The sequence below is a fragment of the Paracoccus sp. PAR01 genome (genome assembly GCF_014851995.1).
Taxonomy (GTDB): domain Bacteria; phylum Pseudomonadota; class Alphaproteobacteria; order Rhodobacterales; family Rhodobacteraceae; genus Paracoccus; species Paracoccus litorisediminis.
In genome coordinates, this window is sequence record NZ_JACVAW010000022.1 from 1 (window position 1) to 22,998 (window position 22,998).

Genomic DNA, 22,998 nt, shown 5'->3' on the forward strand with positions numbered 1-22,998 from the left:
TCCTCGCCCACCAGCACCACTGCCAGACCCGGAACGATGCCCTGCGCCGCCAGCCGCGCCACATGCGCCCCAACCAGACCCCGAACCCGAACAGAAAACGCCTTGCCGTCAATCAGTTCCGCCGTCACTCGCCGCACTCCTTCGCTTCGCCAATGGCCCTGACAACGGACCTGCCGACCGCCGCGTCAGCGCCGCGCGCAGGCATGAACCGGATCAAGACCCTGATTTGCGCCGAGGCCCTATCATCTTTCCTTTCGCTTCTCCAACCGGGAACCGTTCTGGAACAGACATTCGGGCGACGCGAGGCGATTTGCGACATGGGCGTGGCGCTTTCAGGCACCGCCGCGTTGATCCCGCGGCGATGTCGCATCGGGCAGGCCTGCGCCCTAGCCGTCAGCCGGCCGCGGCCAGTACTTTGACCAGTTCGGACACTTCAGGCGCGACCGGATTTCCCTTCATCGAGGAACTGGCCAGCGAGGCCTCGGCCACGGCGACATGCTGCGCAGGCTCAAGTCCCTGCGCGCGCAGCCCGGGCAAGCCGGAATCTGCGGCCCATTGCGCCAAGGTCTGTGGCGCGTCCGCCGCATCGCCGCCCAGCACATCGGCAATAATCGCGCAGACCTCGTCAATGCGCGCGGGATCGGAAACCAGCCGGCGGTTCATCTCAAGCACCGCCCCCAGCAACACACCACAGATCGCGCCATGCGCGGCCGGGGTGACGCCACCGATCACGCCCGCCAGTCCATGCACCGCGCCAAGCCCGCCATTCGCCAATGCGATTCCACCGCAAAGACTGGTCCATGCCAGCCTGTCGCGCGCATCCGCATCCTCGGCTTGCATCAGCCGCGCCAGCGCGCGCAGGCCCGGCGCGATTACCGGGCGCACCAGCGCATCGGTAAAGGGGGTAGCCTTCGAGGACACATAGGGTTCGATCACCTGCGCCAGTGCATCCAGCCCCGAGGCCAACGTCACCCCACGCGGGCAGTGATCCGTCAGCGCCGGATCGACGATCGCGATACGTGGCAGCATCCGCTCATCCCTGACCGAGACCTTGCGGCCATGTTCGGGCAAGCCGATCACCGCATTTCGGGTGGCCTCGGCCCCGGTACCAGCGGTGGTCGGCAGTGCGATATATGGCAAGGGCGCGGCGGCCAACGGCAACCCGCGCCCGACAACCTCAAGGTGGTCCATGATCCCGCCCGGCGCCGGGATCAACCCGGCCAATGCCTTGCCAAGATCAAGCGCCGCACCTCCGCCCAAGCCCGCGACCCAATCGGGGCGGAATCCCTTCGCTTGTGCCAGCGTGTCCTGTAGCATCTGCAGCGTCGGTTCCGATCCGCAGGCAAGCGTCAGGACCTCGGTCCCCTCGGCGCGCAAAGCCTGCACCAGCCATTCGGCCCGGGTCCCATCCGCGCCATGCACCACGATCCCGCGCGTACCGTAAGCCCGGATCAGCGCCGGAGCCTTTTGCGCCTCACCCCGCCCGAACATCACGCGGCCCGGCAGGGCAAAGCCAAAGGAATTCATGCAGCCTCCATCGTGGCCGCAACGGCCTTTTTCCAGCGGGCATACTTTGCCTGCCGCAGGCTGTCATCCATCTTTGGCTCAAAGCGGCGATCCAGCGCCCATTGACCGGAAATCTGATCGGGCGGCGGGCACAGCCCGGCCTGCAGCCCGGCCAGATAGGCAGCCCCCTGCGCGGTGGTTTCCGTCACCTTGGGTCGATCGACCGGCGCGCCCAGAATGTCGGACAGGAACTGCATCGACCAGTCGCTGGCCGCCATCCCGCCATCGACCCGCAGCACCGCCCCACCCGCCGAACCCCAATCGGCCCGCATCGCTTCCAGCAGGTCGCGGGTCTGGTAGCCCACGCTTTCCAGCGCCGCACGGGCGAATTCGGCGGGGCCGGAATTGCGCGTCAGGCCAAAGATCGCGCCCCGGCAATCGGGGCGCCAATAGGGCGCGCCAAGCCCGGTAAAGGCCGGGACCATCACCACATCCTGCAAAGGGTCGGCCTTTTGCGCCAGGGGCTGGGTTTCGGATGCGGTGCGGATGATCTTCAGCCCGTCACGCAGCCATTGCACCACCGCGCCCGCAATGAAAATCGAGCCCTCCAGCGCATAGGTCGTCTGCCCGTTCAGCCGATAGGCGATGGTGGTCAACAACCGGTTCTTCGAGGGCACCATGTCCGGCCCGGTGTTCAGCAGCGCAAAACAGCCGGTGCCATAGGTCGATTTCATCATTCCGGGCTGGAAACAGGCCTGACCCACGGTCGCGGCCTGCTGGTCGCCCGCGACGCCAAGGATCGGGATCTCGTGCCCGAACAGGTCGGCGCGGGTCATGCCGTAATCGGCGGCGCAATCGCGCACCTCGGGCAGAAGCTGAATCGGGATGTCGAGCAGCTTGCAGATATCCTCGTCCCAGCGGTTCTCGGCGATATTATAAAGCAGCGTCCGCGCGGCATTGGTGGCGTCGGTCGCATGCACCTTGCCCCCGGTCAGGTTCCAGATCAGCCAGCTGTCAACCGTGCCAAAGGCCAGTTCGCCCGCCTCGGCCCGCGCCCGGGCGCCTTCGACATTGTCCAGAAGCCACGCCAGTTTCGTCCCCGAGAAATAGGGGTCCAGCAGCAACCCGGTCCGGGCCGAGATCATCGCCTCATGTCCCTCGGCCTTCAGCCGCTCGCACAGATCGGCGGTGCGACGGTCCTGCCAGACGATGGCGTTATGCAGCGCCCGCCCGCTGGCGCGGTCCCAAAGCAGGGTCGTCTCGCGCTGGTTGGTGATGCCGATGGCGGCGATACTGGCCGCACCGATACCTGCCCGCTCAATGGCGGCACGCGCCGTCGCGGCGGCGGTGGCCCACAGATCGGCGGGGTCATGCTCAACCCAGCCCGAGGCCGGGAAATGCTGGCGGAATTCTTCCTGCGCCGAGGAAATCACCTGCAGCGAGGCGTCAAACAGGATCGCACGGGACGAGGTCGTCCCCTGATCAATGGCAAGGATATGGGTCATGCTGGAACCGGGGACGGAAAATGGAAAAAGGGGCAAGGCGCAAGGCCCTGCCCCCGTAAGCCCTTACTGCCAGGACTTGATCAGCTCGTCATAGGAAACGGTTTCGCCCTTGGGCTTTTCGTTTTCCAGCTTGCCCACCGGCGCGCCGGGCGCGTCCAGCCATTCCTGCGGGTCCTTTTCCTCGTTCATCTTGGGACCGAGGTCGCCCTGAACACCAGCGCGCTCAAGCCGTTCCAGCACCTTTTCCTGCTCTGCGCAAAGCGCATCCAGCGCCTCTTGCGGGGTTTTGGCACCGGACATGGCATCACCGATATTCTGCCACCACAGCTGTGCCAGCTTCGGATAATCGGGGATGTTCGTGCCGGTCGGCGACCATTGCACGCGGGCGGGCGAGCGATAGAACTCGACCAGACCGCCAAGCTTGGGCGCGCGTTCGGTGAAGGACTTGTCGCGAATGGTCGACTCGCGGATGAAGGTCAGCCCGACATGGGATTTCTTCACGTCCACGGTCTTCGAGGTAACGAACTGCGCGTAAAGCCATGCGGCCTGCGCGCGGTCCACCGGGGTCGATTTCATCAGTGTCCACGAACCCACGTCCTGATAGCCGATCTTGGTCCCTTCCGACCAATAGGCACCATGCGGGCTGGGGGCCATGCGCCATTTCGGCGTGCCGTCGGCATTCACCACGGCGGTCCCTTCCTTGACCATGTCGGCGGTGAAGGCGGTGTACCAGAACATCTGCTGGGCGATGTCGCCCCGCGCCGGAACCGGACCTGCCTCGCCGAAGGTCATGCCCTGCGCTTCCGGCGGCGTGTATTTCTGCAGCCATTCGATCGCCTTGGTCACGGCATAGACCGCAGCCGCGTCGTTGGTCGCACCGCCACGCGCCACGCAGGAGCCGACGGGACGAGAGTTCTCGTCGACGCGGACGCCCCATTCATCGACCGGAAGACCGTTCGGCTCGCCCTTGTCGCCCATGCCAGCCATGGACATCCAGGCATCGGTGTAACGCCAGCCAAGGCTGGGGTCCTTCTTGCCGTAATCCATGTTGCCCCAGGCCTTGGCCGGGCCGCCTTCGATATAGGACATGTCGCGGCCGGTGAAGAATTCGGCAATGTCCTCATAGGCCGACCAGTTCACCGGGACGCCCAGATCGTAGCCATACTTGGCCTTGAAGTCGTCCTTGGTTTTCTGATCGTTGAACCAGTCGTACCGGAACCAGTAAAGGTTCGCGAATTGCTGGTCGGGCAGCTGGTACAGGTCGCCATCCGGCGCGGTGGTGAATTTCAGCCCGATGAAGTCGTTCAGATCCAGCGTCGGGCTGGTGAAGGCCTTGCCCTCATCTGCCATCCACTTGGTCAGGTCGCGGGCCTGCTGATAGCGCCAATGGGTGCCGATCAGGTCCGAGTCGTTGACATAGCCGTCATAGATATTCTCGCCGGTCTGCATTTGGGTCTGCAGCTTCTCGACGACGTCACCCTCGCCGATCAGGTCATGGGTGATCTTGATGCCGGTGATGGCGGTGAAGGCCGGGGCCAGCACCTTGGATTCGTATTCGTGGGTGGTGATCGTTTCCGAGACGACCTTGATTTCCATCCCCGCCAGCGGTTTTGCGGCGTCGATGAACCATTGCATTTCCTTTTCCTGATCCGCGCGTGGCAGCGTGGACAGATCGCCGATCTCGGCGTCCAGGAATTTCTTGGCGGCCTCCATGTCTGCCCAGGCCGGGGCTCCTCCCATGACCATCAGCGCCAATGCGATCGCTGTGGTCGTCCGTGTCGGTCTCATGTTTTCCTCCCTGATGAGACGTCCATTCTTCCGCGCGGGGCCTGAGCCCCGCCCGGTATTTCAAACCCAGCGGAACACCGCGGCGGCATAGGCCAGGCACAAAGCCAGCCCCCACCAAACCGGAGCCCCAAAGAAGAACAGCCAAGCCAGACAGATGAAGGCCGAACCCAGCAGCGTGATGAACAGCCGGTCGCCACGCGTCGTCTCGATCCGCAGGATGCCCCGGCGCGGGGTTTCCGGAAAGCGGATGGCCAGAATGGTGAACAGGACCAGCAGGCTGGCGATCACCCAGAAGAAGGCCGCGACCGGAAAGGTCCAGGCCATCCAGCCACCGGGGATCATCGGCGCGGTCCAGTCCTTGGCGCCGTCCTTGGTGGGCGTGGCCCAGACCAGGAAGGCAAGGACGGCGCCAAGGAGGGTCGCGGCGGTCAGGTAGACGGCCTGCCAGTTGCCGCGACGATGGGCGGGGATTGCTGCGTCGGTCATCAGACCCTCCCCAGGGCAAAGCCCTTGGCGATGTAGTTGCGGACAAACCAGATCACGAGCGCGCCGGGCACGATGGTCAGCACGCCCGCCGCAGCCAGCACGCCCCAATCCATCCCCGAGGCCGAAACCGTCCGGGTCATGGTCGCCGCGATCGGCTTGGCGTTGACCGAGGTCAGGGTGCGCGACAATAGCAGTTCGACCCATGAGAACATGAAGCAGAAGAAGGCGGCGACCCCGATTCCGCTGGCGATCAGCGGCATGAAGATCTTCACGAAGAAGCGCGGGAAGGAATAGCCGTCGATATAGGCAGTCTCGTCGATCTCCTTGGGGACACCGCGCATGAAACCCTCAAGGATCCAGACCGCCAGCGGCACGTTGAACAGGCAATGCGCCAGCGCCACCGCGATATGCGTGTCGAACAGCCCGATCGACGAATACAGCTGGAAGAAGGGCAACGCGAAGACCGCGGGCGGTGACATCCGGTTGGTCAGCAGCCAGAAGAACAGGTGCTTGTCCCCGATGAAATTGTAGCGCGAGAAGGCATAGGCCGCAGGCAAGGCCACCGCGATCGAGATGACGGTGTTCATCACCACGAAGATGATCGAGTTGACATAGCCCATGTACCAGCTGGGGTCGGTCAGGATCACCTGATAATTGCGGAAGGTCAGGTTCTGCGGAAACAGGCTGAAGGTGCCGGTGATCTCGGCATTGGTCTTCAGGCTCATGTTCACAAGCCAGTAGATCGGGATCATCAGGAACAGCAGGTAAAGCGTCATGACGATCTTGGCGGAACGCGGTGTCATTGGGCTGCCTCCGCTTTGTCCATGCTGGTCATGACGGTGTAGAACACCCAGCTGACCAGAAGGATCACAAGGAAATACATCAGGCTGAAGGCCGCCGCCGGGCCAAGGTCGAACTGCCCCACCGCCATCTTGACCAGATCGATGGACAGGAAGGTGGTGGCATTGCCCGGACCGCCGCCGGTCAGCACGAAGGGCTCGGTATAGATCATGAAGCTGTCCATGAAGCGCAGCAGCACGGCGATCAGCAGCACGCCCTTCATCTTGGGCAGCTCGATATAGCGAAACACTGCCCAACGGCTGGCCTGATCGATGCGCGCGGCCTGATAATAGGCCTGCGGGATCGACTGCAGCCCGGCATAGCACAGCAGCGCGACAAGGCTGGTCCAGTGCCAGACATCCATGACGATGACCGTGGCCCAGGCGTCGATCGGATCGTTGACGTAGTTGTAATCCAGCCCCAGCGCCTCAAGCGTATGTCCCAGCAGGCCGATATCGACGCGGCCAAAGATCTGCCAAATCGTACCGACCACGTTGAACGGGATCAGCAGCGGCAGCGCCATGACGACCAGCACAAGGCTGGACCAGAAGCCCTTCTTGGGCATGTTCAGCGCGACAAAGATACCCAGCGGCACCTCGATCGCCAGCACGATGGCCGAGAACAGGATCTGCCGCCCCAGCGCCCCATGCAGGCGCGAGGAATGGATCATCTCATCGAACCATTCGAGGCCCGCCCAGAAGAACTCATTGTTCCCGAAAGTGTCGTTGAAAGCGTAGTTCACCACCGTCATCAGCGGGATCACCGCCGAAAAGGCGACCAGCGCCAACACCGGCAGAACCAGGAACCAAGCCTTGTTGTTCTGGATTTTCTGCATCAGGCGGCCCTTTCCACAGCTTGCGGGGCGACCCGCCAGTCATCGGCATAGACGCCGATCTTGCCCGGCAGAAACGCCACGCGCGGCGAGGGGCCGGGCGGAGGCGCGTCCTCGGGCAGGACGATATTGAAGGGAGTGCCGGACAGTTCGGCGCGCAGAATCCTGTGGCGACCGACATCTTCGATCCGGCGAATGGTCACCGGCAGGCCCTGATCGGACAGCACGACATGTTCGGGGCGGATGCCGATGCGGGTGCGCCCGGCAAGCGTGCCGTAATGTGCGCCCAGATCCACCTGTGTGCCGCCGATCAGCATGGCGCGGTGGCCGTCGATCTTGGCATCGATGAAATTCATCCCCGGAGAGCCGATGAAATATCCCACGAATGTATGCGCCGGTGTCTCGAACAGTTCTTCGGGCGTACCCATCTGCACGACGCGGCCGTCATACATGACGACGACCTTGTCGGCGAAGGTCAGCGCCTCGGTCTGGTCATGGGTGACATAGATCATCGTATGGCCGAACTGGCGGTGCAGCTGTTTCAGCTGGGTGCGCAGCTCCCATTTCATATGCGGGTCGATGACGGTCAGCGGCTCGTCGAAGAGGATGGCGTTCACGTCCTCACGAACCATGCCGCGGCCAAGGCTGATCTTCTGTTTCGCATCCGCCGTCAGGCCTTGGGCCTTGCGGGACAGCATCGCCTCCATCCCGATCATGCGGGCGATCTGGTCGACGCGGGTCTTGATATAGGCCGCATCCATGCCGCGATTGCGCAGCGGAAAGGCCAGATTGTCGCGCACGGACATGGTGTCGTAGACGACCGGGAACTGGAAAACCTGCGCGATATTGCGTTCGGTCGTGGGCGCGTCGGTCACGTCGCGATCGCCGAACAGGATGCGTCCCTGACTGGGCCGCAAAAGCCCCGAGATGATGTTCAGAAGCGTGGTCTTGCCGCAGCCCGACGACCCCAGCAGCGCATAGGCGCCGCCATCCTGCCAAACATGGGTCATTTCCTTCAGCGCATAGTCGCTGTCCGATTTCGGATGCGCACTGTAGCTGTGGGCAAGGTTTTCAAGCGTGATCTGTGCCATGATCCCCCTCCCTCAGGCGGCTTGCGCATAGGCGGCGGGTGCGGCAAGCCGACCCTCGCCGTCGAACAGATAGATGTGGCGCGGATCCAGCCACAGCGAGATTTCCTGCCCCGGTTCCAGCACCTGCACGCCTTCGACCAGCGCGATCCAGCGATCCTCACCGTGGCTGACATGGATGAAGCTTTGCGCGCCGGTGATCTCGGTCACGATCACCTTGCAGCGCAGATCCAGCGCCGCCGCCGAGGGGCGTTCCAGCGACAGGTGATTGGCGCGGAAACCGGCCATGTAGCTGCCTTCCTGAACCGCAAAGGCCGGGGCATCGACGCCCTCGCCGAAGCTCAGCCGCGCGCCCTGTTTCACCGCCCCGGTGAAATTCATCGGTGGATCGCTGAAGACCCGCGCCGTGGTCGCATCGACCGGCTCGCGATAGACGCGGGGCGTCGGGCCGAATTGGGTAACGCGACCCTCCCACAGGGTCGCGGTATTGCCGCCCAGAAGCAGCGCTTCCTCGGGTTCGGTGGTGGCATAGACAAAGATCGCGCCCGAGGCCTCGAAGATGCGGGGAATTTCCACCCGCAATTCCTCGCGCAGCTTGTAATCGAGGTTCGCCAAGGGTTCATCCAGCAGCACCAGCCCCGCGCCCTTGACCAGCGCGCGGGCCAAGGCGCAGCGTTGCTGCTGGCCGCCCGACAGTTCCAAGGGCTTGCGCCCCAGCATGGGCGTCAGGTGCAGCATCTCGGCGGTTTCGCGGACCTTGCGGTCGATCTCGGCCTTGGGGCGGCCAAGGATGCGCAGGGGCGAGGCGATGTTTTCGTAAACCGTCAGGCCGGGATAGTTGATGAATTGCTGATAGACCATGGCGACGCCCCGGTCCTGCACGCGCTTGCCGGTCACGTCCTCGCCATGCCACAGGATGCGGCCCGTGGTCGGCGCATCCAGCCCCGCCATCAGCCGCATCAGGCTGGTCTTGCCCGACAAGGTCGGCCCCAGCAGCACGTTCATCGTGCCATTCTGCAATGTCAGGCTGGTGGGGTGGATATGGACCCGCCCCTCGACCATCCGTGACACTGCCTGCAATTCCAGAACCATTGCCTCTCCCTCACTCGGCCGCGTCTGCGGCGCGGCCCGCAAGCCATGCCGCCAGCGCGTCGATCTGTTCGCTTGTCATCTTCAATCCCAGCTTGGTGCGCCGCCACAGGATGTCCTCGGCTGTGCGGGCATATTCGCGGGTCAGGAACCAGTTCACCTCGGCCTCGGACAGGCCGGCGCCGAAATCCCGGCCAAGGTCGGCGCGCGAGGTGGCATTGCCCAGCACGTCGAAAACTTCGGTCCCATGGGTGCGCAGCAGACGCTGGACCTGCGGCGCCGTCAGGAATGGATAGCGTGCGGCGATGCGCGAGGTCAGCGTGGCCACGCCGCTGACCGGAAAATCGCCGCCCGGCAGTGGCACCCGCGCCGTCCATGCCGCCCCGGAATGCGGGAAATGCGGCGCAAGCTTTGCCAGCGCACTTTCCGCCAGCCGCCGATAGGTGGTGATCTTGCCGCCAAAGACGTTGAGCAGCGGCGGCCCGTCCTCATGCAGGCTGAGAACATAGTCCCGCGTCGCCGCCGTGGCCGATTTCGCACCGTCATTGTAAAGCGGCCGCACCCCGGAATAGGTCCAGACCACCGGAGCGGGCGTCACCGGCAGCGCGAAATAGCGGCTGGCAAAGGCGCAAAGGTAATCGCGCTCCTCGTCGGTGCAGCGGGCCTCACCGGGCGGACCCTTGTGGTCCATGTCGGTGGTGCCGATCAGGGTGAAATCCTGCTCATAGGGGATGGCAAAGATGATCCGCCCATCCGTCCCCTGAAAGAAATAGCAGCGGTCGTGATCATAGAGTTTCGGCACGACGATATGACTGCCACGAACCAGCCGAACGCCTTCGGTCGTGGGGATATGGGTGACATTGCGGATGACATCCTCGACCCACGGACCCCCGGCATTGACCAGCGCGCGGGCCTGATGGACTGCCGGGCCATCCGCGCCTTCGGTGGTGATGTGCCACAAACCGTCCACGCGCTCGGCATGGGTGACGCGGCGGCGGGTCAGGATGGTTGCGCCCCGCGCCTCGGCATCACGGGCGTTCAGCACGACCAGCCGCGCATCCTGCACCCAGCAATCGGAATATTCCCAGCCAAGCCGGAAACCCTGCTTCAGCGGACGGCCCAAGGGATCACTGGACAGGTCCAGCCTGCGCGTGCCCGGCAGGATCTTTCGTCCGCCCAGATTGTCGTAAAGAAACAGTCCCAGACGGATCAGCCAACCCGGACGACGCCCCCGCATCCACGGCATCGCCATCCCCAGCAGCCGCGAAGTCGGCGTGGCGGATTCGAACCGCATGTCCGGGGAATAGGGCAGCACGAAACGCATCGGCCAGCTGATATGGGGCATGGCCGATAGCAGCGTCTCGCGTTCCTCTAGCGCCTCGCGGACCAGCCGGAATTCGAAGAACTCAAGGTAACGCAGCCCGCCATGGAAGAGCTTGGTCGAGGCAGACGAGGTTGCCTGGGCCAGATCGCCCATCTCGGCCAGCGTAACGGACAGGCCGCGCCCGACCGCGTCACGCGCGATCCCGCAGCCATTGATGCCGCCGCCGATGATGAAAAGATCACTGACCAAACCTGCTTGCGACGACACCCGACCCTCCGAAGCCTCCCAACCCCGTCTGAAGCGAAAGCTGCACCCGCGCTCACGTATCCGTCAACAGATATTTTCGTTTACCTTGCGAAAACCAACAAAACGAACATTCATATTTGCGGTATGGCAGACTTGCGCGTATTCGCGAATGGCTTCATCTTCATCCGGGAAGCGCGACAAGGGAGGCGACATGGCACTGGGCATTCGGCAGAACCAGATTCTTGATCTGGCGCGCAGTGAGGGTCGTGTGCAGGTCGATGATCTGGCCCAGCGGTTCGAGGTGACGCTGCAAACCATCCGGCGCGATCTGGGTGAGCTGGCCGAGGCGGGCTTGCTGGACCGCGTGCATGGCGGCGCGGTGCCCCGCGCGGGCACGGTCAATCTGGGATATGAGGCGCGGCGGCGGATGAATGCGGATGCCAAATCCGCTATCGGCGCGGCCTGCGCAGCCGCCATTCCCGACAATTGCAGCCTGATCCTGAACCTTGGCACCACGACCGAGGCGGTGGCGCAGGCTTTGGTCCATCACTCGAACATCACCGTGGTCACCAACAACATGAACGTGGCCAATATCCTGCTGGCCAATCCCGGCTGCGAAATCATGGTGGCGGGGGGCGCGCTGCGTCGGTCAGACGGCGGGCTGGTCGGAGAGTTGACGACGCAGTTCTTTGAGCAGTTCAAGGTCGATTACGCGGTGGTCGGGACCTCGGCCCTGGACCATGACGGCGACATGCTGGATTTCGATCTGGCCGAAGTGCGGGTCAGCCGCGCCATCCTGCGTCAGGCGCGCCGGGCCTTTCTGGTCACCGATCATTCCAAGCTGGGCCGCCCGGCCCCGGCCCGTATCGCCAGCCTGTCCGAGATCGACACGGTGTTCACCGATTGCCCGCTGCCCCGCGATCTGGCCGCGCGCTGCGCCGAATGGGGAACGCAGATCCAGATCTGCCCCGCCCATCCGCAAGAGTAATCAGGTCGCCTCGCGCGTCCTGCCACCGCGGATCGCACCGGAACGCGCTGCCAACGCCGCCAGCAGGGCCGATGCCGCCATGACAAAGGCGCTTAGCATCGCCGCCAGCCGCAGCTTGTCCGCCAGACCGGCGGCAGCGGCCTTGGCCTCGGTCAGTTTGGCTTCGGCTTCGGATTTGGCGGCCTCGACCTTCTGCTGGGTCTCGGTGCGAATGTCCTGCACGCGGGTAATGGCCTGATCGACGCGGGCCTTGGCAGCATCTTCGGCCAGACCGGTTAGCTGGGCCACCTTGCGATGCAGGAAACCGGCATCCTCATCCGAAATCTCGCCCCGATGCAGCAACTGCACCAACACGGCGATGATCTGGCGGCGGATCTCAATCCCTTCACCTTGTGGAAGCTGCGGCGGCGGGCCGTCGGCGCGCAGCAGGCTGTCCGCGATGTAATCAAGCGGATTGTTCGGGATTGTATCGGGCAGCAGGTCATCGAAACCGGGCAGATGAACCTGACCCGCCATATCCTTGGCCTCTTGCACGACGGCGCCCATCGCATCGCCCGCGGCCTCGGTGGTGGCATGGACGCCCTCTTCGACCGCGCGGACGGTGCCGCCGATCAGGCCTCCGGTGACCATGGTGGTCAGGATCAATCCCAACCCCCAGACCACCAGACCGTTCAGCCCATCCGCCGATCGACCGCCAACCGGGCGACGCATGCGCCCGGCGACATAGCCGCCCAGCCAATATGGCAACAGCATCGAGCAGGCCGAGACGACCCCGGTCAGGATCAGGCCAATCACACTGATACCGCCATCCACCCCCAGCGAAACCGAGCCAAATCCCAGCCCGGCCGCCAGCGTGGTCAGCACCAGCGCAGCACCGGCGGCAACGACCGCACCGGCCAGCACTGCGCCCCAGTCGACCTGGCCGCGACCCGCGACCGGCGCCTGATCTGGCATTACCGCAGGCCGAGCATGGATAGGATGAACAGCACCACGACCACCAGACCGACAATGTAAATGATCGAATTCATTCGGAAATCTCCCCTGTATGACGGGTCCCGTCCGCTGGCATCTCAACGATTACCGGGGCCGCATGGTTTCCTGCCGGACACTAAAAACATTCCTGCCCCATGGTCATGCCGCTGTCACCAAGCATTGCGAATTGACAGCGCCATGTCTGGTCGGACTACACTCGGCGGGCCGGATGGGGAGGATCCGGTCCGTGGACGGGCCATCCCAGCCCGCCCATGCGCGGCGGATTTCGGTCTGCCGGACCACATGGAACGGAGGTTCATCCATGAAGAAGACCGCACTCTGGTGCGCAGGTCTGATGGCGGCCCTGCCCCTGTCTGCCCATGCCGCGACCGAGATTTCCTGGTGGCACGCGATGACCGGTGCCAATGCCGAGGTCGTCACCAAGATCGCCAGCGACTTCAATGCCAGCCAGTCCGAATATGAGCTGAAGCCCGTGTTCAAGGGCACCTATCCCGAAACGCTGAACGCGGGCATCGCCGCCTTCCGCGCCGGACAGGCCCCCGACATCATGCAGGTCTTTGACGTGGGCACCGGCGTCATGATGGGCGCCAAGGGCGCGATCAAGCCGGTGGCCGAGGTCCTGAAGGAAGGCGGCCAGACCTTCGACAAAAGCCAGTATCTGGCCGGGATCGTCGGTTACTATTCCACCCCGGAAGGCGAGATGCTGTCCTTCCCCTACAACTCGTCCTCGCCGATCCTTTACTACAACAAGGACATTTTCGCGAAGGCGGGCCTTGATGTGGACAACCCACCCAAGACCTGGGCCGAGGTCTGGGCCGCCGCCCGCAAGATCAAGGAATCGGGGGCTGCGACCTGCGGCTATACCTCGACCTGGCTGACCTGGATCCATACCGAGAACTTCGCCGCCTGGAACAATGTCAGCTGGGCCACGAATGAAAACGGACTGGCCGGAGTGCCCGAGCTGAAGATCGACGGCCCACTTTTCGTCAAGCATTTCCAAGAACTTGCCGATCTGGCGAAAGAGGGCGTCTTTGTCTATGGCGGCCGCACATCGGAGGCCAAGCAGAACTTCACCTCGGGCGAATGCGGCATCCTGACCGAAAGTTCGGGTGGCTTGGGCGACATCGTGAAGTCGGGGATGAATTACGGCATTGGCCAGCTGCCCTATGACGAAACCGCAGCGGGCGCGCCGCAGAACACCACGCCGGGCGGGGCCTCGCTTTGGGTGATGGGCGGCAAGTCGGACGATATCTACAAGGGCGTCGCCGCCTTCTTTGCCTATCTGTCCAAGACCGAGGTGCAACAGTTCCTGCACGAACAGTCGGGCTATCTGCCGGTGACGATGGCCGCCTATGAGGCGACCAAGGCTTCGGGCTTCTATGAAAAGAACCCGGCGCGCGAGGTGCCGATCCTGCAGATGTCCGGCAAGCCGCCGACCGAGAACTCGAAGGGGGTGCGCGCGCCGAACCTGCCGCAGCTGCGCGACATCCAGAACGAAGAATACGAAAAGATGCTGGCGGGCCAGCAGGATGCCGCAACCGCGCTGAAAAACGCAGCCGAGCGCGGCAATGCCGCGATCAGGGACCTCACCGGCGGCTAAGCCGGAACCGGCGGGCGGCCCTTGGCTGCCCGCCCCACCGACAAGGGGGGGACGGATGAGACGCACGGTCTTTCCGCACAGGCTGCTGCCCTGGCTTTTGCTGGCGCCGCAGCTTGCGATCACGCTGATCTTTTTCTATTGGCCCGCCGCGCAGGCGTTCCGGCAATCCATGCTGAAAGAGGACCCTTTCGGGCTAAGTTCGACCTTTGTCGGCTTGGCGAATTTCCGGAAGGTGCTGAGCGATCCGAATTACCTGAACTCGGTGCAGGTGACCGCGGTGTTTTCGGCCTCGGTCGCGTTTTTGGCGATGTCGATTGCGCTGTTTCTGGCAGTGCAGGCGGAGAAGATCATTCGCGGCAAGGGCTTCTATCGCACGTTGATGATCTGGCCCTATGCCGTTGCGCCCGCCATCGCCGGGATGCTGTGGCTGTTCATGTTCAATCCCAGTTTCGGGACGCTGGCACGCCCGTTGCGGATCATGGGCATCAACTGGAATCCGCTGCTGAATGCCGATCATGCGATGATCCTGATCGTCGCCGCCGCGACATGGAAACAGATCAGCTATAATTTCCTGTTTTTCGTCGCCGGGCTTCAGGCCATCCCGCGTTCGCTGCTGGAGGCCGCCGCCATCGACGGCGCGACCCGTCGGCACAGTTTCTGGACCATTACTTTCCCGCTGCTGGCACCAACGACGTTCTTCCTGCTGGTGGTGAACACGGTCTATGCGCTGTTCGACACCTTCGGGATCATCCATGCCGTCACCGGAGGCGGCCCGGGCAAAGCCACGGAAACGCTGGTCTACAAGGTCTATAACGACGGCTTCGTGAACCTGATCATGGGCTCCTCTGCCGCGCAATCGGTGATCCTGATGGTGATCGTCATCGCCCTGACCGCCTTCCAGTTCCGCTTCATCGAACGGAGGGTGCATTATGGCTGAGGTCCAGGACAGCCCCATCGCCGCCCGCGCCAGCGAAAGGATGCTGGCGCATTTTTGGATGGTTCTGGGCGTGATCGTGGTGGCCTTCCCGATCTATTACGTCTTCATCGCCTCGACCCATACGACCCAGACCATCCTGCGCCCGCCTTTGCCGCTGATCCCCGGAGCCGAGGCCGCCGCCAATTACCGTGACGCCTTCAGCGGCGGGGTCAGCCGCATCGGCGGCGTCAGCCTGTGGCGGCTGCTGGCCAACACCACCATCGTCGCGCTGGGGATCGCGCTGGGGAAAATCGCGATCAGCATGGCCTCGGCCTATGCGATCGTGTTCTTTCGCTTTCCGCTGCGCATGGTGTGTTTCTGGCTGATCTTCATCACGCTGATGCTGCCCGTCGAGGTCCGCATCCAGCCCACCTACAAGGTCATGGTCGATCTGGGGCTGATCGACACCTATCCGGGCCTGATCCTGCCGCTGATCGCCTCGGCCACGGCAACACTGCTGTTCCGGCAGTTCTTCATGACCATCCCCGATGAGCTGCTTGAGGCCGCACGGGTGGATGGCGCCGGGCCGTGGCGGTTCTTTCGCGACATCTTGTGGCCGCTGTCGCTGACCAATGTCGCGGCGATCTTCGTCATCCAGTTCATCTATGGCTGGACGCAATATCTGTGGCCGTTGCTGGTCACGAATTCCAACGAAATGAACACCATCGTCATCGCGCTGAAAAAGATGATCTCTTTTGCGGATGCCGATACGCCCTGGAACCTGGTGATGGTCACATCCGTGCTGGCCATCCTGCCGCCGATCCTTGTGGTCGTGCTGATGCAGCGCTGGTTCGTCAAGGGTTTGGTCGAGACGGAGAAATAAATGGCCCGCATCCTTCTGAACGACGTTCGCAAAAGCTATTCCGGCAATCAGGTCATCCACGGCATCAGCATCGAAATTCCCGATGGCGAATTCGTGGTGATCGTCGGCCCTTCGGGCTGCGGCAAGTCCACGCTGCTGCGCATGGTCGCCGGGCTTGAGGCAATCACCTCGGGGACGCTGGAAATCGGCGGCAAGGTGGTCAACGACCTTGAACCGCGCGAGCGCGACATCGCCATGGTCTTTCAGAATTACGCGCTTTATCCCCACATGTCGGTGCGCGAGAACATGGCCTATGGGCTGAAGATCGCGAAAATGCCCAAGGATCAGATCGAGGCGCAGGTGGCCAAAGCCGCCCGCATGCTGGAACTGGAACCCTATCTGGACCGCAAGCCCCGCGCCTTGTCGGGCGGGCAGCGCCAGCGGGTGGCGATGGGCCGGGCCTTGGTGCGCGAGCCTTCGGCCTTTCTGCTTGATGAGCCGCTGTCCAATCTGGATGCGAAACTCCGCGTCCAGATGCGGTTGCAGATCAAAGAGATGCATCTGCGCACCGGCCAGACCACGCTTTACGTCACCCATGATCAGGTCGAGGCGATGACCTTGGCCGACCGCCTGATCGTGATGAACAAGGGCGTGGCCGAGCAGATCGCGACTCCGCTTGAGGTCTATCAGACCCCGGCCACCGAATTCGTCGCGGGCTTCATCGGCTCTCCGGCGATGAACATCTTCACGGTCGAGGCCGAGGCGGGCGGTGTCACCCTGCCCGGCGGTCATCGCCTGCCCTTGTCCGGCCTGCCCTCGGGCAGCCTGCGACTGGGCCTGCGTCCCGAGCATCTGCATCTGGCCGAGGCCGGGCAGCCCGCAATCCCGGTCGATCTGCGCTCGGTCGAGCGCTTGGGCGCGGATGCCTTTGGCTATGGGGTGATCGCGGGATCGGACGCCGCCATGACCCTGCGCCTGCCCGGCACGACGCAAGCGCAGCGCGGTGACCGGGTCGATGTCGCGCCCGATCCGCAGCATCTGCATGTTTTCGATCCCACGGACGGGCGGCGGTTGGATAATTTCTAGACGACTGGTCTATTATTACTAGACGACCGGTCTAGTCGTTCCTATATGCCGGTCATGAACGCACCGTCCAAGACCGAATCCACCCGTCTGACCATCCTGAAAACCGGCCACGCGCTGGTGCAAAGAAAGGGTTTCGCCGCCCTTGGCCTGCAGGAGATCCTTGCAGCCTCGGGCGTGCCCAAGGGCAGTTTCTACCATTATTTCGCCTCGAAAGAGGCCTTCGGCGTCGCGCTGCTGCAGCGCTACATTGAGGATTACGGCCAGAAGCTGGATTCGCTGCTGACCGAAGGCACCGGTCGCGCCCGCCTGATGCGCTATTTTCAGGGCTGGCTGGCCGAGGATGCCACCGCAGGCCAGCCCGGCTGGGCCGAGGATTGCATCGTCGTCAAATTGGCCGCCGAGGTCTCGGACCTGTCCGAAGACATGCGCCACGTCCTGAGCGACGGCACCGAGGCGCTGGTCGCCCGGCTGGCCGATGTGATCCGCGACGGGCGCAAGGACGGCTCGCTGCCGCAGGGCGCCAAGCCCAAGGCTTTGGCCCAGACGCTTTACCAGATGTGGCTGGGGGCGGCGCTGCTTTCCCGCCTGACCCGCAGTTCCGCGCCGCTTGAGCGCGCCCTTACCGCAACCGAGCGCCTGCTGGATTGCGGACCCCAAGAATGAACAGATCCAAGGAGATTGCCATGCGCAGTGCCATCCATTCGACTTTCGGTGAACCCGCCGATGTCCTGACCGCCGCCGACAGCCCGATCCCGGAACCCGCCGAAGGTCAGGTCCGCATCCGCACCATCCTGTCCTCGATCCACAACCACGATCTGGTCACCGTGCGCGGCGTCTATGGCTACAAGCCCGAACTGCCCGCCATCGGCGGCACCGAGGCTGTCGGCACCGTCGACGCGGTCGGTCCCGGCGTCACCGGCCTGACCATCGGCCAGCGCATTGCCGTCGCCGGTGTCCACGGCACCTGGGCCGAGTATTTCGTGGCTCCCGCGCATTCGGTCGTGCCGCTGCCCGACGCGATCAGCGACGAACAGGGCGCGCAACTCATCGCCATGCCCTTCAGCTCGCTTACGCTGCTGGAGTTCCTGAAGCTGGAAAAGGGCGACTGGATCATCCTGAACGCCGCCAATGGTGCGGTCGGCAAGGCCGTGTCCATGCTGGGCGCCGCGCGCGACATCAATGTCATCAGCCTTGTCCGCCGCGAGGAAACCATCGCCGAACTGGCCGAACTGGGCATCACCAATGTCGTCGCCTCGACCGAGGGCTGGCAGGACCGTGTCCGCGCGCTGACCGGCGGTGCCTCGATCCGCGCAGGTGTCGATTCCATCGGCGGCAAGGCCAGCGGCGAGCTGCTGGGCGTGCTGGGCGATGACAGCGTGCTGGTCTCATTCGGGTCGATGACCGGAGAGCCGATGATCGTGGACGCGGGCGACCTGATCTACAAGCAAGCAGTGGTCAAGGGCTACTGGGCGTCCAAGGTGGCGGTCGCGCTTGGCCCCGAGGGCATGGCACGGCTGATCGCCGAACTGATGGGTCTGGTGATCCAGGGTGCGGTGAAGCTGCCGGTCGAAGGCATCTACAGCTTCGACCAGATCGGGGATGCCGTGCGCGCCTCGCTTGCTCCGGGCAAGGCGGGCAAGGTGCTGCTGCGCCCTTAAGGCAGCGGAATGAACTCGTCATGGTCGGTGGGCGGCAGGTGGAACAACCCCTGCCCCCAATTCGCGGCGGCCCATTCCTGCTTGGCGTGCTCGATCCGCTCCTGTGACGAGGCGACGAAGTTCCACCAGATATAGCGGGGCCCGTTCAGGGTCTCGCCCCCCAGCGCCATGATGCGCGCACCCTGCGCGCCACCTGCGACGGTAATCTTGTCCCCCGGCCGGAACACCATCATCCGCCCCGCCGGAAACTCCTGCCCCGAAATCAGCACCGAGCCCTGGGTCACATAGATGCCGCGATCCTCATGGTCGTCGGGCAGCGGGAAGCGCGCACCGGGGTCCAGAGCCACATCCAGATAGAACGTGTCCGAATACATGGTCGCAGGCGCAGTCTCGCCATAGGCGCGGCCAAGGATCAGCCGCGCATGGATGCCGCCATCGGTGAAATCGGGCAGGCGGTTTTTTTCGTGATGCTCAAAGACCGGGTCGATATCCTCATGGCTTTCGGGCAGGGCGATCCATGTCTGGATGCCGAACAGCGAATGCGGCCCCTTGCGGCCCTGCGCGCTGGTGCGTTCGGAATGGGTGACGCCCTTGCCCGCCACCATCCAGTTGACCGCGCCGGGCAGGATCACCTGATCGGTGCCGATGCTGTCGCGGTGGTGGAAATCGCCCTGATACAGATAGGTGACAGTGCCCAGCCCGATATGCGGATGCGGACGGATATCGACGCCCTGGCCAGTCAGGAATTCAGCCGGACCGGCCTGATCGAAGAAGATGAATGGCCCGACCATCTGCCGTTTCGGCGCGGGAAGCGCACGCATCACCTCGAAGGCACCAAGGTCACGGGCGCGCGGGATGATCAGGGTCTCGATGCTGTCCAACGAGACCTGATCGGGACATCCGGGTTCGAGTGCGGGATTCCAGCTCATGCGACCCTCCTTGGGTGATGCGGGTTTCAACCGGCTACAAAGATGTTAGAGGGGTTCGCGATTCTGACAAACCGTCTCGTGAGGCGAATGCATGCAAGCCGGTTCCGGCATCCAGATTCAGGGCCTGTCCCACGCCATCGGCCCGCGCCGGATCCTGCAGGGGATCACGCTGCGGCTGGACGCGCCCCGTATCGGCATCATCGGCCGCAACGGTTCCGGCAAAAGCACGCTGGCGCGGCTGTTGGCCGGGCTGGTCGCCCCCACGGAAGGGCGCGTGCTGATCGAAGGCGTCGATGTCTGCAAGGACCGCCGCGCCGCCATCGCCACCGTCGGCATCCTGTTCCAGAACCCCGAGCATCAGATCATCTTTCCCACCGTGCTTGAGGAAATCTGCTTTGGCCTGCGCCAGATGGGCCGCAACAAGCTGGAAGCACGCGATACCGCGCAGGCCACGTTGGCACGCTTCGGCAAGTCCCATTGGATCGACGCCACCACCGAGGCCCTGTCTCAGGGGCAGAAGCATCTGCTGTGCATGATGGCGGTGACGGCGATGCAGCCGCGCTGGCTGATCCTTGATGAGCCCTTTGCCGGGCTGGACATCCCGACCCGGATGCAGCTGACCCGCCATCTGGAGAGCAGCGGCGCCAATATCCTGCATATCTCGCATGATCCGCGCGATCTGGCGGGCTACGGCCATGTCTGCTGGCTGGATCAGGGCCAGATCCGGGCCGAGGACGGTCCCGACCTGCTGGCCGAGTTCGAAGCCGCGATGATCCGGGAAGGGGCAGGCGATGATCTCGCTGACCTCGCCGGTTAGGACCCGCGCACATGGCTGGCCCGCCGGGGCCAAGCTGCTGGCGCTGGCATGCGCAACGACCGCGCTGTTCCTGCTGCAGCCGCTTTGGGCGCAGGCGGCGGCACTGGCGTTGACGCTGGTGCTTTATGCTTTGCCGGGGCGACATTTTCTCAGCCACGGGCTGCGGCAAATACGGGTGATCTGGCCCTTTGTCGCGCTGCTGCTAGTCTGGCACGCCTTCGCTGGCAACTGGCCCGAGGGCATCCGCACCGCCCTGCGCATGGTCACGGCTTTGGCGCTGGCCAATCTGGTGACGATGACCACCAGCCTTGGCGACATGACCGATCTGCTGCATCGCCTGCTGGCACCGCTGCGTCGGATCGGACTGCCGGTCGGCGTGATCGAATCCGCCATCCCGCTGGTCATCCGCTTCACCCCGGTCCTGATCGGCAAGGGCCGGATGCTGCTGGAGGCATGGCGGGCACGCTCGCCCCGGCGGGCGAATTGGCATATCGTCCTGCCAATGGCGCTTCTGGCGCTGGACGATGCGGATCATCTGGCTGAAGCGCTGCGGGCACGCGGCGGCCTGAATCCCCCCACGGAGGAGTGACATGGAAAGAAACGTCGCACAGATCGCGCTTTTCGCGGCGCTGATCGCAGCACTTGGGCTAGTCCCCAAGATCACCCTGGCCTTTGGCGTGCCGATCACGGCGCAGGGCATGGGTATCATGCTTGCCGGGGCCATGCTGGGCGCAAAGCGCGGCTTCCTGTCGGTGATGCTGTTCCTGCTGCTGGTCGCCATCGGCCTGCCGCTTCTGGCCGGAGGCCGCGGCGGTCTAGCGGTCTTTGCCGGACCGACCGCGGGTTTCCTCGTCGGTTTCCCCATCGCAGCCTTTGTGACCGGGTGGTTCGTCGAACATGCCCGCCTGCGCCATGTGGGGCTGCGCGCCTTCATCGGCGCGGTGCTGGGTGGCGTCGTCGTACTTTACGCTTTCGGCATTGTCGGGATGTCGGTCAGCCTGGGTAAAAGCATCAGCGAATGCACCATGCTGATGGCGATCTTCATTCCGGGCGACCTGCTGAAAGCCGCCATCACCGGCATGCTGGTCGCGGCCATCGCCAAGGCGCGCCCGCGGGCCCTTGGCTGGACCGCCAACGCCTGAAAGACATCGGGCCTGTCCGGTTCCGGGCAGGCCCTTTCACGTTCAGGTCACGGCAGCGCGCACCGCGAAGCGCGCCTCGCGCCATTCCTCGGTCTGCAGCACGTCGCGCAGTACATCCGCCGCACGGGCGACATCGACATGGCTAAGGTAAAGCGGCGCAAAGCCGAAGCGCAGGATGTCTGGCGCACGGAAATCCCCGATCACGCCCCGCGCGATCAGCGCCTGCATGACGGCATAGGCATTCTCATGCGCAAAGGCGACCTGACTGCCACGCTGCGCGGACTCGCGCGGGGTCTGCAGGGTCAAGCCCAGCCCGGCGCATTGCCCCTCGACCAGTTCGATGAACAGATCGGTCAGCGCAAGGCTTTTCGTGCGCAGGGCCTGCATGTCGACCTGATCCCAAATGTCCAGCGCGCCTTTCAGCGCCCGCAGCGACAGGACCGGCTGGGTGCCGCATTGAAAGCGGCGAATGCCCGGATCGCCCGCATAGCCGGTCTCAAAGGCAAAGGGCCGGGCATGGCCCCACCAACCGCTCAGCGGCTGCGCGACCTGCCCCAGATGGCGGTGGGCGGCATAAAGGAAGGCTGGCGCGCCGGGCCCCCCATTCAGGTATTTATAGCTGCAACCGACCGCGAAATCGGCATTCGACGCATCCAGTTCTACCGGCAGCGCCCCCGCCGAATGGCAAAGATCCCAGACCACCAGCGCACCCGAGGCGTGGATCTTGCGGGTCAGCGCCGCCATGTCGCGCAATTCGCCGCTGCGGTAATTCACGTGATTGACCAGCACCACGGCGACACGCTCGTCCAGCAGATCCTCGATCCGGGGGGCGTCGCGGCCTTCCAGCCGCAGGCTCATGCCGGGCAGGGTCGAGATTACCCCCTCGGCCATGTACAGGTCGGTCGGAAAACTGCCCGCCTCGGCCACGATCACGTCGCGGCCCGGCCGCAACCCGATCGCCGCATGCAGCGCCTTGTAGATATTGATCGAGGTGGTGTCCGTGACTACCACCTGCCCCGCTGCCGCCCCGATCAACCGCCCGATGCTGTCGCCAAGTTCAACCGGCAGGTCGAACCAGCCAGCGCTGTTCCAGCTGCGGATCAGGTCGCGCGACCATTCATCACGGGCGGCAACCTGCAAGGCCGCCAAGGCGTCGATACTGGCCGCGCCCAGCGAATTCCCATCCAGATAGACTTCACCCTTGGTCAGCAGGAAGCGTTCGCGCAATGCGGCCAGCGGGTCAGCCGCGTCCATGCGGGCAATGTCATCGGAGGAAGGCAGCGCGGTCATGGGACGTCCTTTC

At 64.0% G+C, this 22,998-nt stretch carries 22 protein-coding genes and 1 pseudogene; 10 read left to right on the forward strand and 13 right to left on the reverse strand.

What is annotated here, in order from left to right; all coding sequences use genetic code 11:
* The 10 genes and pseudogenes from IB235_RS21035 to glpD form a co-directional block, all read right to left on the reverse strand.
* Positions 1 to 128 (reverse strand): annotated as a pseudogene (locus IB235_RS21035) (bifunctional methylenetetrahydrofolate dehydrogenase/methenyltetrahydrofolate cyclohydrolase); the annotation flags it as partial.
* 265 nt (positions 129 to 393) lie between these two features.
* Positions 394 to 1,527 (reverse strand): iron-containing alcohol dehydrogenase, encoded by a 1,134-nt coding sequence (locus tag IB235_RS21040; protein WP_192338396.1) that lies wholly within the window; start codon positions 1,525 to 1,527, stop codon positions 394 to 396.
* Positions 1,524 to 3,011 carry a glycerol kinase GlpK gene (gene glpK / locus IB235_RS21045; RefSeq protein ID WP_192338397.1) on the reverse strand — a complete coding sequence of 496 codons (1,488 nt, stop codon included), beginning with the start codon at positions 3,009 to 3,011 and terminating at the stop codon, positions 1,524 to 1,526. The genes IB235_RS21040 and glpK overlap by 4 nt, the downstream gene beginning before the upstream one ends.
* Before the next feature lie 63 nt (positions 3,012 to 3,074).
* Entirely contained in the window at positions 3,075 to 4,799 is a 1,725-nt protein-coding gene (locus IB235_RS21050) for an ABC transporter substrate-binding protein (protein ID WP_155038984.1), read from the reverse strand.
* A 60-nt stretch (positions 4,800 to 4,859) separates the two neighbouring features.
* Entirely contained in the window at positions 4,860 to 5,285 is a 426-nt protein-coding gene (locus IB235_RS21055) for a DUF2160 domain-containing protein (protein ID WP_192338398.1), read from the reverse strand.
* Positions 5,285 to 6,088 (reverse strand): carbohydrate ABC transporter permease, encoded by an 804-nt coding sequence (locus IB235_RS21060; RefSeq protein ID WP_155038986.1) that lies wholly within the window; start codon positions 6,086 to 6,088, stop codon positions 5,285 to 5,287. Before IB235_RS21060 ends, IB235_RS21055 begins: the two co-directional genes overlap by 1 nt.
* Positions 6,085 to 6,960: a carbohydrate ABC transporter permease gene (locus IB235_RS21065; RefSeq protein WP_155038987.1), complete on the reverse strand. Its 876-nt coding sequence runs from the start codon at positions 6,958 to 6,960 to the stop codon at positions 6,085 to 6,087. The genes IB235_RS21060 and IB235_RS21065 overlap by 4 nt, the downstream gene beginning before the upstream one ends.
* Entirely contained in the window at positions 6,960 to 8,048 is a 1,089-nt protein-coding gene (locus tag IB235_RS21070) for an ABC transporter ATP-binding protein (protein ID WP_155038988.1), read from the reverse strand. The genes IB235_RS21065 and IB235_RS21070 overlap by 1 nt, the downstream gene beginning before the upstream one ends.
* A gap of 12 nt (positions 8,049 to 8,060) precedes the next feature.
* A complete protein-coding gene (locus IB235_RS21075) occupies positions 8,061 to 9,137 on the reverse strand; it encodes an ABC transporter ATP-binding protein (protein WP_192338399.1) in 1,077 nt (358 codons plus the stop codon).
* Between the two features lie 10 nt (positions 9,138 to 9,147).
* Positions 9,148 to 10,725 (reverse strand): glycerol-3-phosphate dehydrogenase, encoded by a 1,578-nt coding sequence (glpD, locus tag IB235_RS21080; RefSeq protein ID WP_192338400.1) that lies wholly within the window; start codon positions 10,723 to 10,725, stop codon positions 9,148 to 9,150.
* A 190-nt stretch (positions 10,726 to 10,915) separates the two neighbouring features.
* Here glpD and IB235_RS21085 point away from each other — a divergent pair, with 190 nt between their 5' ends.
* Positions 10,916 to 11,692 carry a DeoR/GlpR family DNA-binding transcription regulator gene (locus tag IB235_RS21085; RefSeq protein WP_192338401.1) on the forward strand — a complete coding sequence of 259 codons (777 nt, stop codon included), beginning with the start codon at positions 10,916 to 10,918 and terminating at the stop codon, positions 11,690 to 11,692.
* Here IB235_RS21085 and IB235_RS21090 read toward each other — a convergent pair whose 3' ends face one another.
* Positions 11,693 to 12,646, reverse strand: a complete 954-nt coding sequence (locus IB235_RS21090) for a hypothetical protein (protein ID WP_192338402.1) — start codon at positions 12,644 to 12,646, stop codon at positions 11,693 to 11,695. It lies immediately after the preceding gene.
* 340 nt (positions 12,647 to 12,986) lie between these two features.
* Between IB235_RS21090 and ugpB the strand changes: the two genes are divergently transcribed.
* The 6 genes from ugpB to IB235_RS21120 are packed head-to-tail and all read left to right on the forward strand — an operon-like array spanning position 12,987 to position 18,807.
* On the forward strand, positions 12,987 to 14,285 hold the full coding sequence (gene ugpB / locus IB235_RS21095; protein ID WP_192338403.1) for a sn-glycerol-3-phosphate ABC transporter substrate-binding protein UgpB: 1,299 nt from the start codon (positions 12,987 to 12,989) through the stop codon (positions 14,283 to 14,285).
* A gap of 55 nt (positions 14,286 to 14,340) precedes the next feature.
* Positions 14,341 to 15,222, forward strand: coding sequence for a sn-glycerol-3-phosphate ABC transporter permease UgpA (gene ugpA, locus IB235_RS21100; RefSeq protein ID WP_192338404.1), 882 nt, complete (start codon positions 14,341 to 14,343; stop codon positions 15,220 to 15,222).
* The gene (gene ugpE / locus IB235_RS21105) at positions 15,215 to 16,084 is read left to right on the forward strand and encodes a sn-glycerol-3-phosphate ABC transporter permease UgpE (protein ID WP_192338405.1); all 870 of its coding nucleotides are present in this window, start codon (positions 15,215 to 15,217) and stop codon (positions 16,082 to 16,084) included. Before ugpA ends, ugpE begins: the two co-directional genes overlap by 8 nt.
* Entirely contained in the window at positions 16,085 to 17,149 is a 1,065-nt protein-coding gene (locus IB235_RS21110) for a sn-glycerol-3-phosphate import ATP-binding protein UgpC (protein WP_192338406.1), read from the forward strand.
* Positions 17,150 to 17,203: 54 nt separating this feature from the next.
* Positions 17,204 to 17,812 carry a TetR/AcrR family transcriptional regulator gene (locus IB235_RS21115; protein ID WP_192338407.1) on the forward strand — a complete coding sequence of 203 codons (609 nt, stop codon included), beginning with the start codon at positions 17,204 to 17,206 and terminating at the stop codon, positions 17,810 to 17,812.
* Positions 17,813 to 17,832: 20 nt separating this feature from the next.
* A complete protein-coding gene (locus IB235_RS21120; RefSeq protein ID WP_192338408.1) occupies positions 17,833 to 18,807 on the forward strand; it encodes a zinc-binding dehydrogenase in 975 nt (324 codons plus the stop codon).
* Here the strand turns inward: IB235_RS21120 and IB235_RS21125 are convergent.
* Positions 18,804 to 19,736 (reverse strand): pirin family protein, encoded by a 933-nt coding sequence (locus IB235_RS21125; protein WP_155038998.1) that lies wholly within the window; start codon positions 19,734 to 19,736, stop codon positions 18,804 to 18,806. The two genes, IB235_RS21120 and IB235_RS21125, sit on opposite strands and share 4 nt — an antisense overlap.
* Before the next feature lie 91 nt (positions 19,737 to 19,827).
* On the opposite strand from IB235_RS21125, the gene IB235_RS21130 reads away from it, so the two are divergent.
* From IB235_RS21130 to IB235_RS21140, 3 genes are read left to right on the forward strand one after another with little or no spacing between them, the layout of a single operon-like run.
* On the forward strand, positions 19,828 to 20,553 hold the full coding sequence (locus IB235_RS21130) for an energy-coupling factor ABC transporter ATP-binding protein (protein WP_192338409.1): 726 nt from the start codon (positions 19,828 to 19,830) through the stop codon (positions 20,551 to 20,553).
* A complete protein-coding gene (locus IB235_RS21135; RefSeq protein ID WP_192338410.1) occupies positions 20,528 to 21,142 on the forward strand; it encodes an energy-coupling factor transporter transmembrane protein EcfT in 615 nt (204 codons plus the stop codon). Before IB235_RS21130 ends, IB235_RS21135 begins: the two co-directional genes overlap by 26 nt.
* A gap of 1 nt (position 21,143) precedes the next feature.
* Entirely contained in the window at positions 21,144 to 21,695 is a 552-nt protein-coding gene (locus tag IB235_RS21140; protein ID WP_192338411.1) for a biotin transporter BioY, read from the forward strand.
* Between the two features lie 42 nt (positions 21,696 to 21,737).
* Here the strand turns inward: IB235_RS21140 and kynU are convergent, their stop codons facing one another.
* A complete protein-coding gene (gene kynU / locus IB235_RS21145) occupies positions 21,738 to 22,985 on the reverse strand; it encodes a kynureninase (RefSeq protein ID WP_192338412.1) in 1,248 nt (415 codons plus the stop codon).
* Positions 22,986 to 22,998 lie beyond the last annotated feature (13 nt).

Excerpts from the sequence above, each read along its gene's own strand:
- ugpE (WP_192338405.1), top strand. The coding sequence starts at position 15,215 with ATGGCTGAGGTCCAGGACAGCCCCATCGCCGCCCGCGCCAGCGAAAGG.
- IB235_RS21085 (WP_192338401.1), top strand. The coding sequence starts at position 10,916 with ATGGCACTGGGCATTCGGCAGAACCAGATTCTTGATCTGGCGCGCAGT.
- IB235_RS21050 (WP_155038984.1), bottom strand. The coding sequence starts at position 4,799 with ATGAGACCGACACGGACGACCACAGCGATCGCATTGGCGCTGATGGTC.
- IB235_RS21135 (WP_192338410.1), top strand. The coding sequence starts at position 20,528 with ATGATCTCGCTGACCTCGCCGGTTAGGACCCGCGCACATGGCTGGCCC.
- IB235_RS21075 (WP_192338399.1), bottom strand. The coding sequence starts at position 9,137 with ATGGTTCTGGAATTGCAGGCAGTGTCACGGATGGTCGAGGGGCGGGTC.
- glpK (WP_192338397.1), bottom strand. The coding sequence starts at position 3,011 with ATGACCCATATCCTTGCCATTGATCAGGGGACGACCTCGTCCCGTGCG.
- IB235_RS21115 (WP_192338407.1), top strand. The coding sequence starts at position 17,204 with ATGAACGCACCGTCCAAGACCGAATCCACCCGTCTGACCATCCTGAAA.
- kynU (WP_192338412.1), bottom strand. The coding sequence starts at position 22,985 with ATGACCGCGCTGCCTTCCTCCGATGACATTGCCCGCATGGACGCGGCT.
- IB235_RS21040 (WP_192338396.1), bottom strand. The coding sequence starts at position 1,527 with ATGAATTCCTTTGGCTTTGCCCTGCCGGGCCGCGTGATGTTCGGGCGG.
- IB235_RS21120 (WP_192338408.1), top strand. The coding sequence starts at position 17,833 with ATGCGCAGTGCCATCCATTCGACTTTCGGTGAACCCGCCGATGTCCTG.
- IB235_RS21060 (WP_155038986.1), bottom strand. The coding sequence starts at position 6,088 with ATGACACCGCGTTCCGCCAAGATCGTCATGACGCTTTACCTGCTGTTC.
- ugpA (WP_192338404.1), top strand. The coding sequence starts at position 14,341 with ATGAGACGCACGGTCTTTCCGCACAGGCTGCTGCCCTGGCTTTTGCTG.
- IB235_RS21110 (WP_192338406.1), top strand. The coding sequence starts at position 16,085 with ATGGCCCGCATCCTTCTGAACGACGTTCGCAAAAGCTATTCCGGCAAT.
- IB235_RS21140 (WP_192338411.1), top strand. The coding sequence starts at position 21,144 with ATGGAAAGAAACGTCGCACAGATCGCGCTTTTCGCGGCGCTGATCGCA.
- IB235_RS21055 (WP_192338398.1), bottom strand. The coding sequence starts at position 5,285 with ATGACCGACGCAGCAATCCCCGCCCATCGTCGCGGCAACTGGCAGGCC.
- IB235_RS21090 (WP_192338402.1), bottom strand. The coding sequence starts at position 12,646 with ATGCCAGATCAGGCGCCGGTCGCGGGTCGCGGCCAGGTCGACTGGGGC.
- IB235_RS21125 (WP_155038998.1), bottom strand. The coding sequence starts at position 19,736 with ATGAGCTGGAATCCCGCACTCGAACCCGGATGTCCCGATCAGGTCTCG.
- IB235_RS21065 (WP_155038987.1), bottom strand. The coding sequence starts at position 6,960 with ATGCAGAAAATCCAGAACAACAAGGCTTGGTTCCTGGTTCTGCCGGTG.
- IB235_RS21070 (WP_155038988.1), bottom strand. The coding sequence starts at position 8,048 with ATGGCACAGATCACGCTTGAAAACCTTGCCCACAGCTACAGTGCGCAT.
- IB235_RS21130 (WP_192338409.1), top strand. The coding sequence starts at position 19,828 with ATGCAAGCCGGTTCCGGCATCCAGATTCAGGGCCTGTCCCACGCCATC.
- ugpB (WP_192338403.1), top strand. The coding sequence starts at position 12,987 with ATGAAGAAGACCGCACTCTGGTGCGCAGGTCTGATGGCGGCCCTGCCC.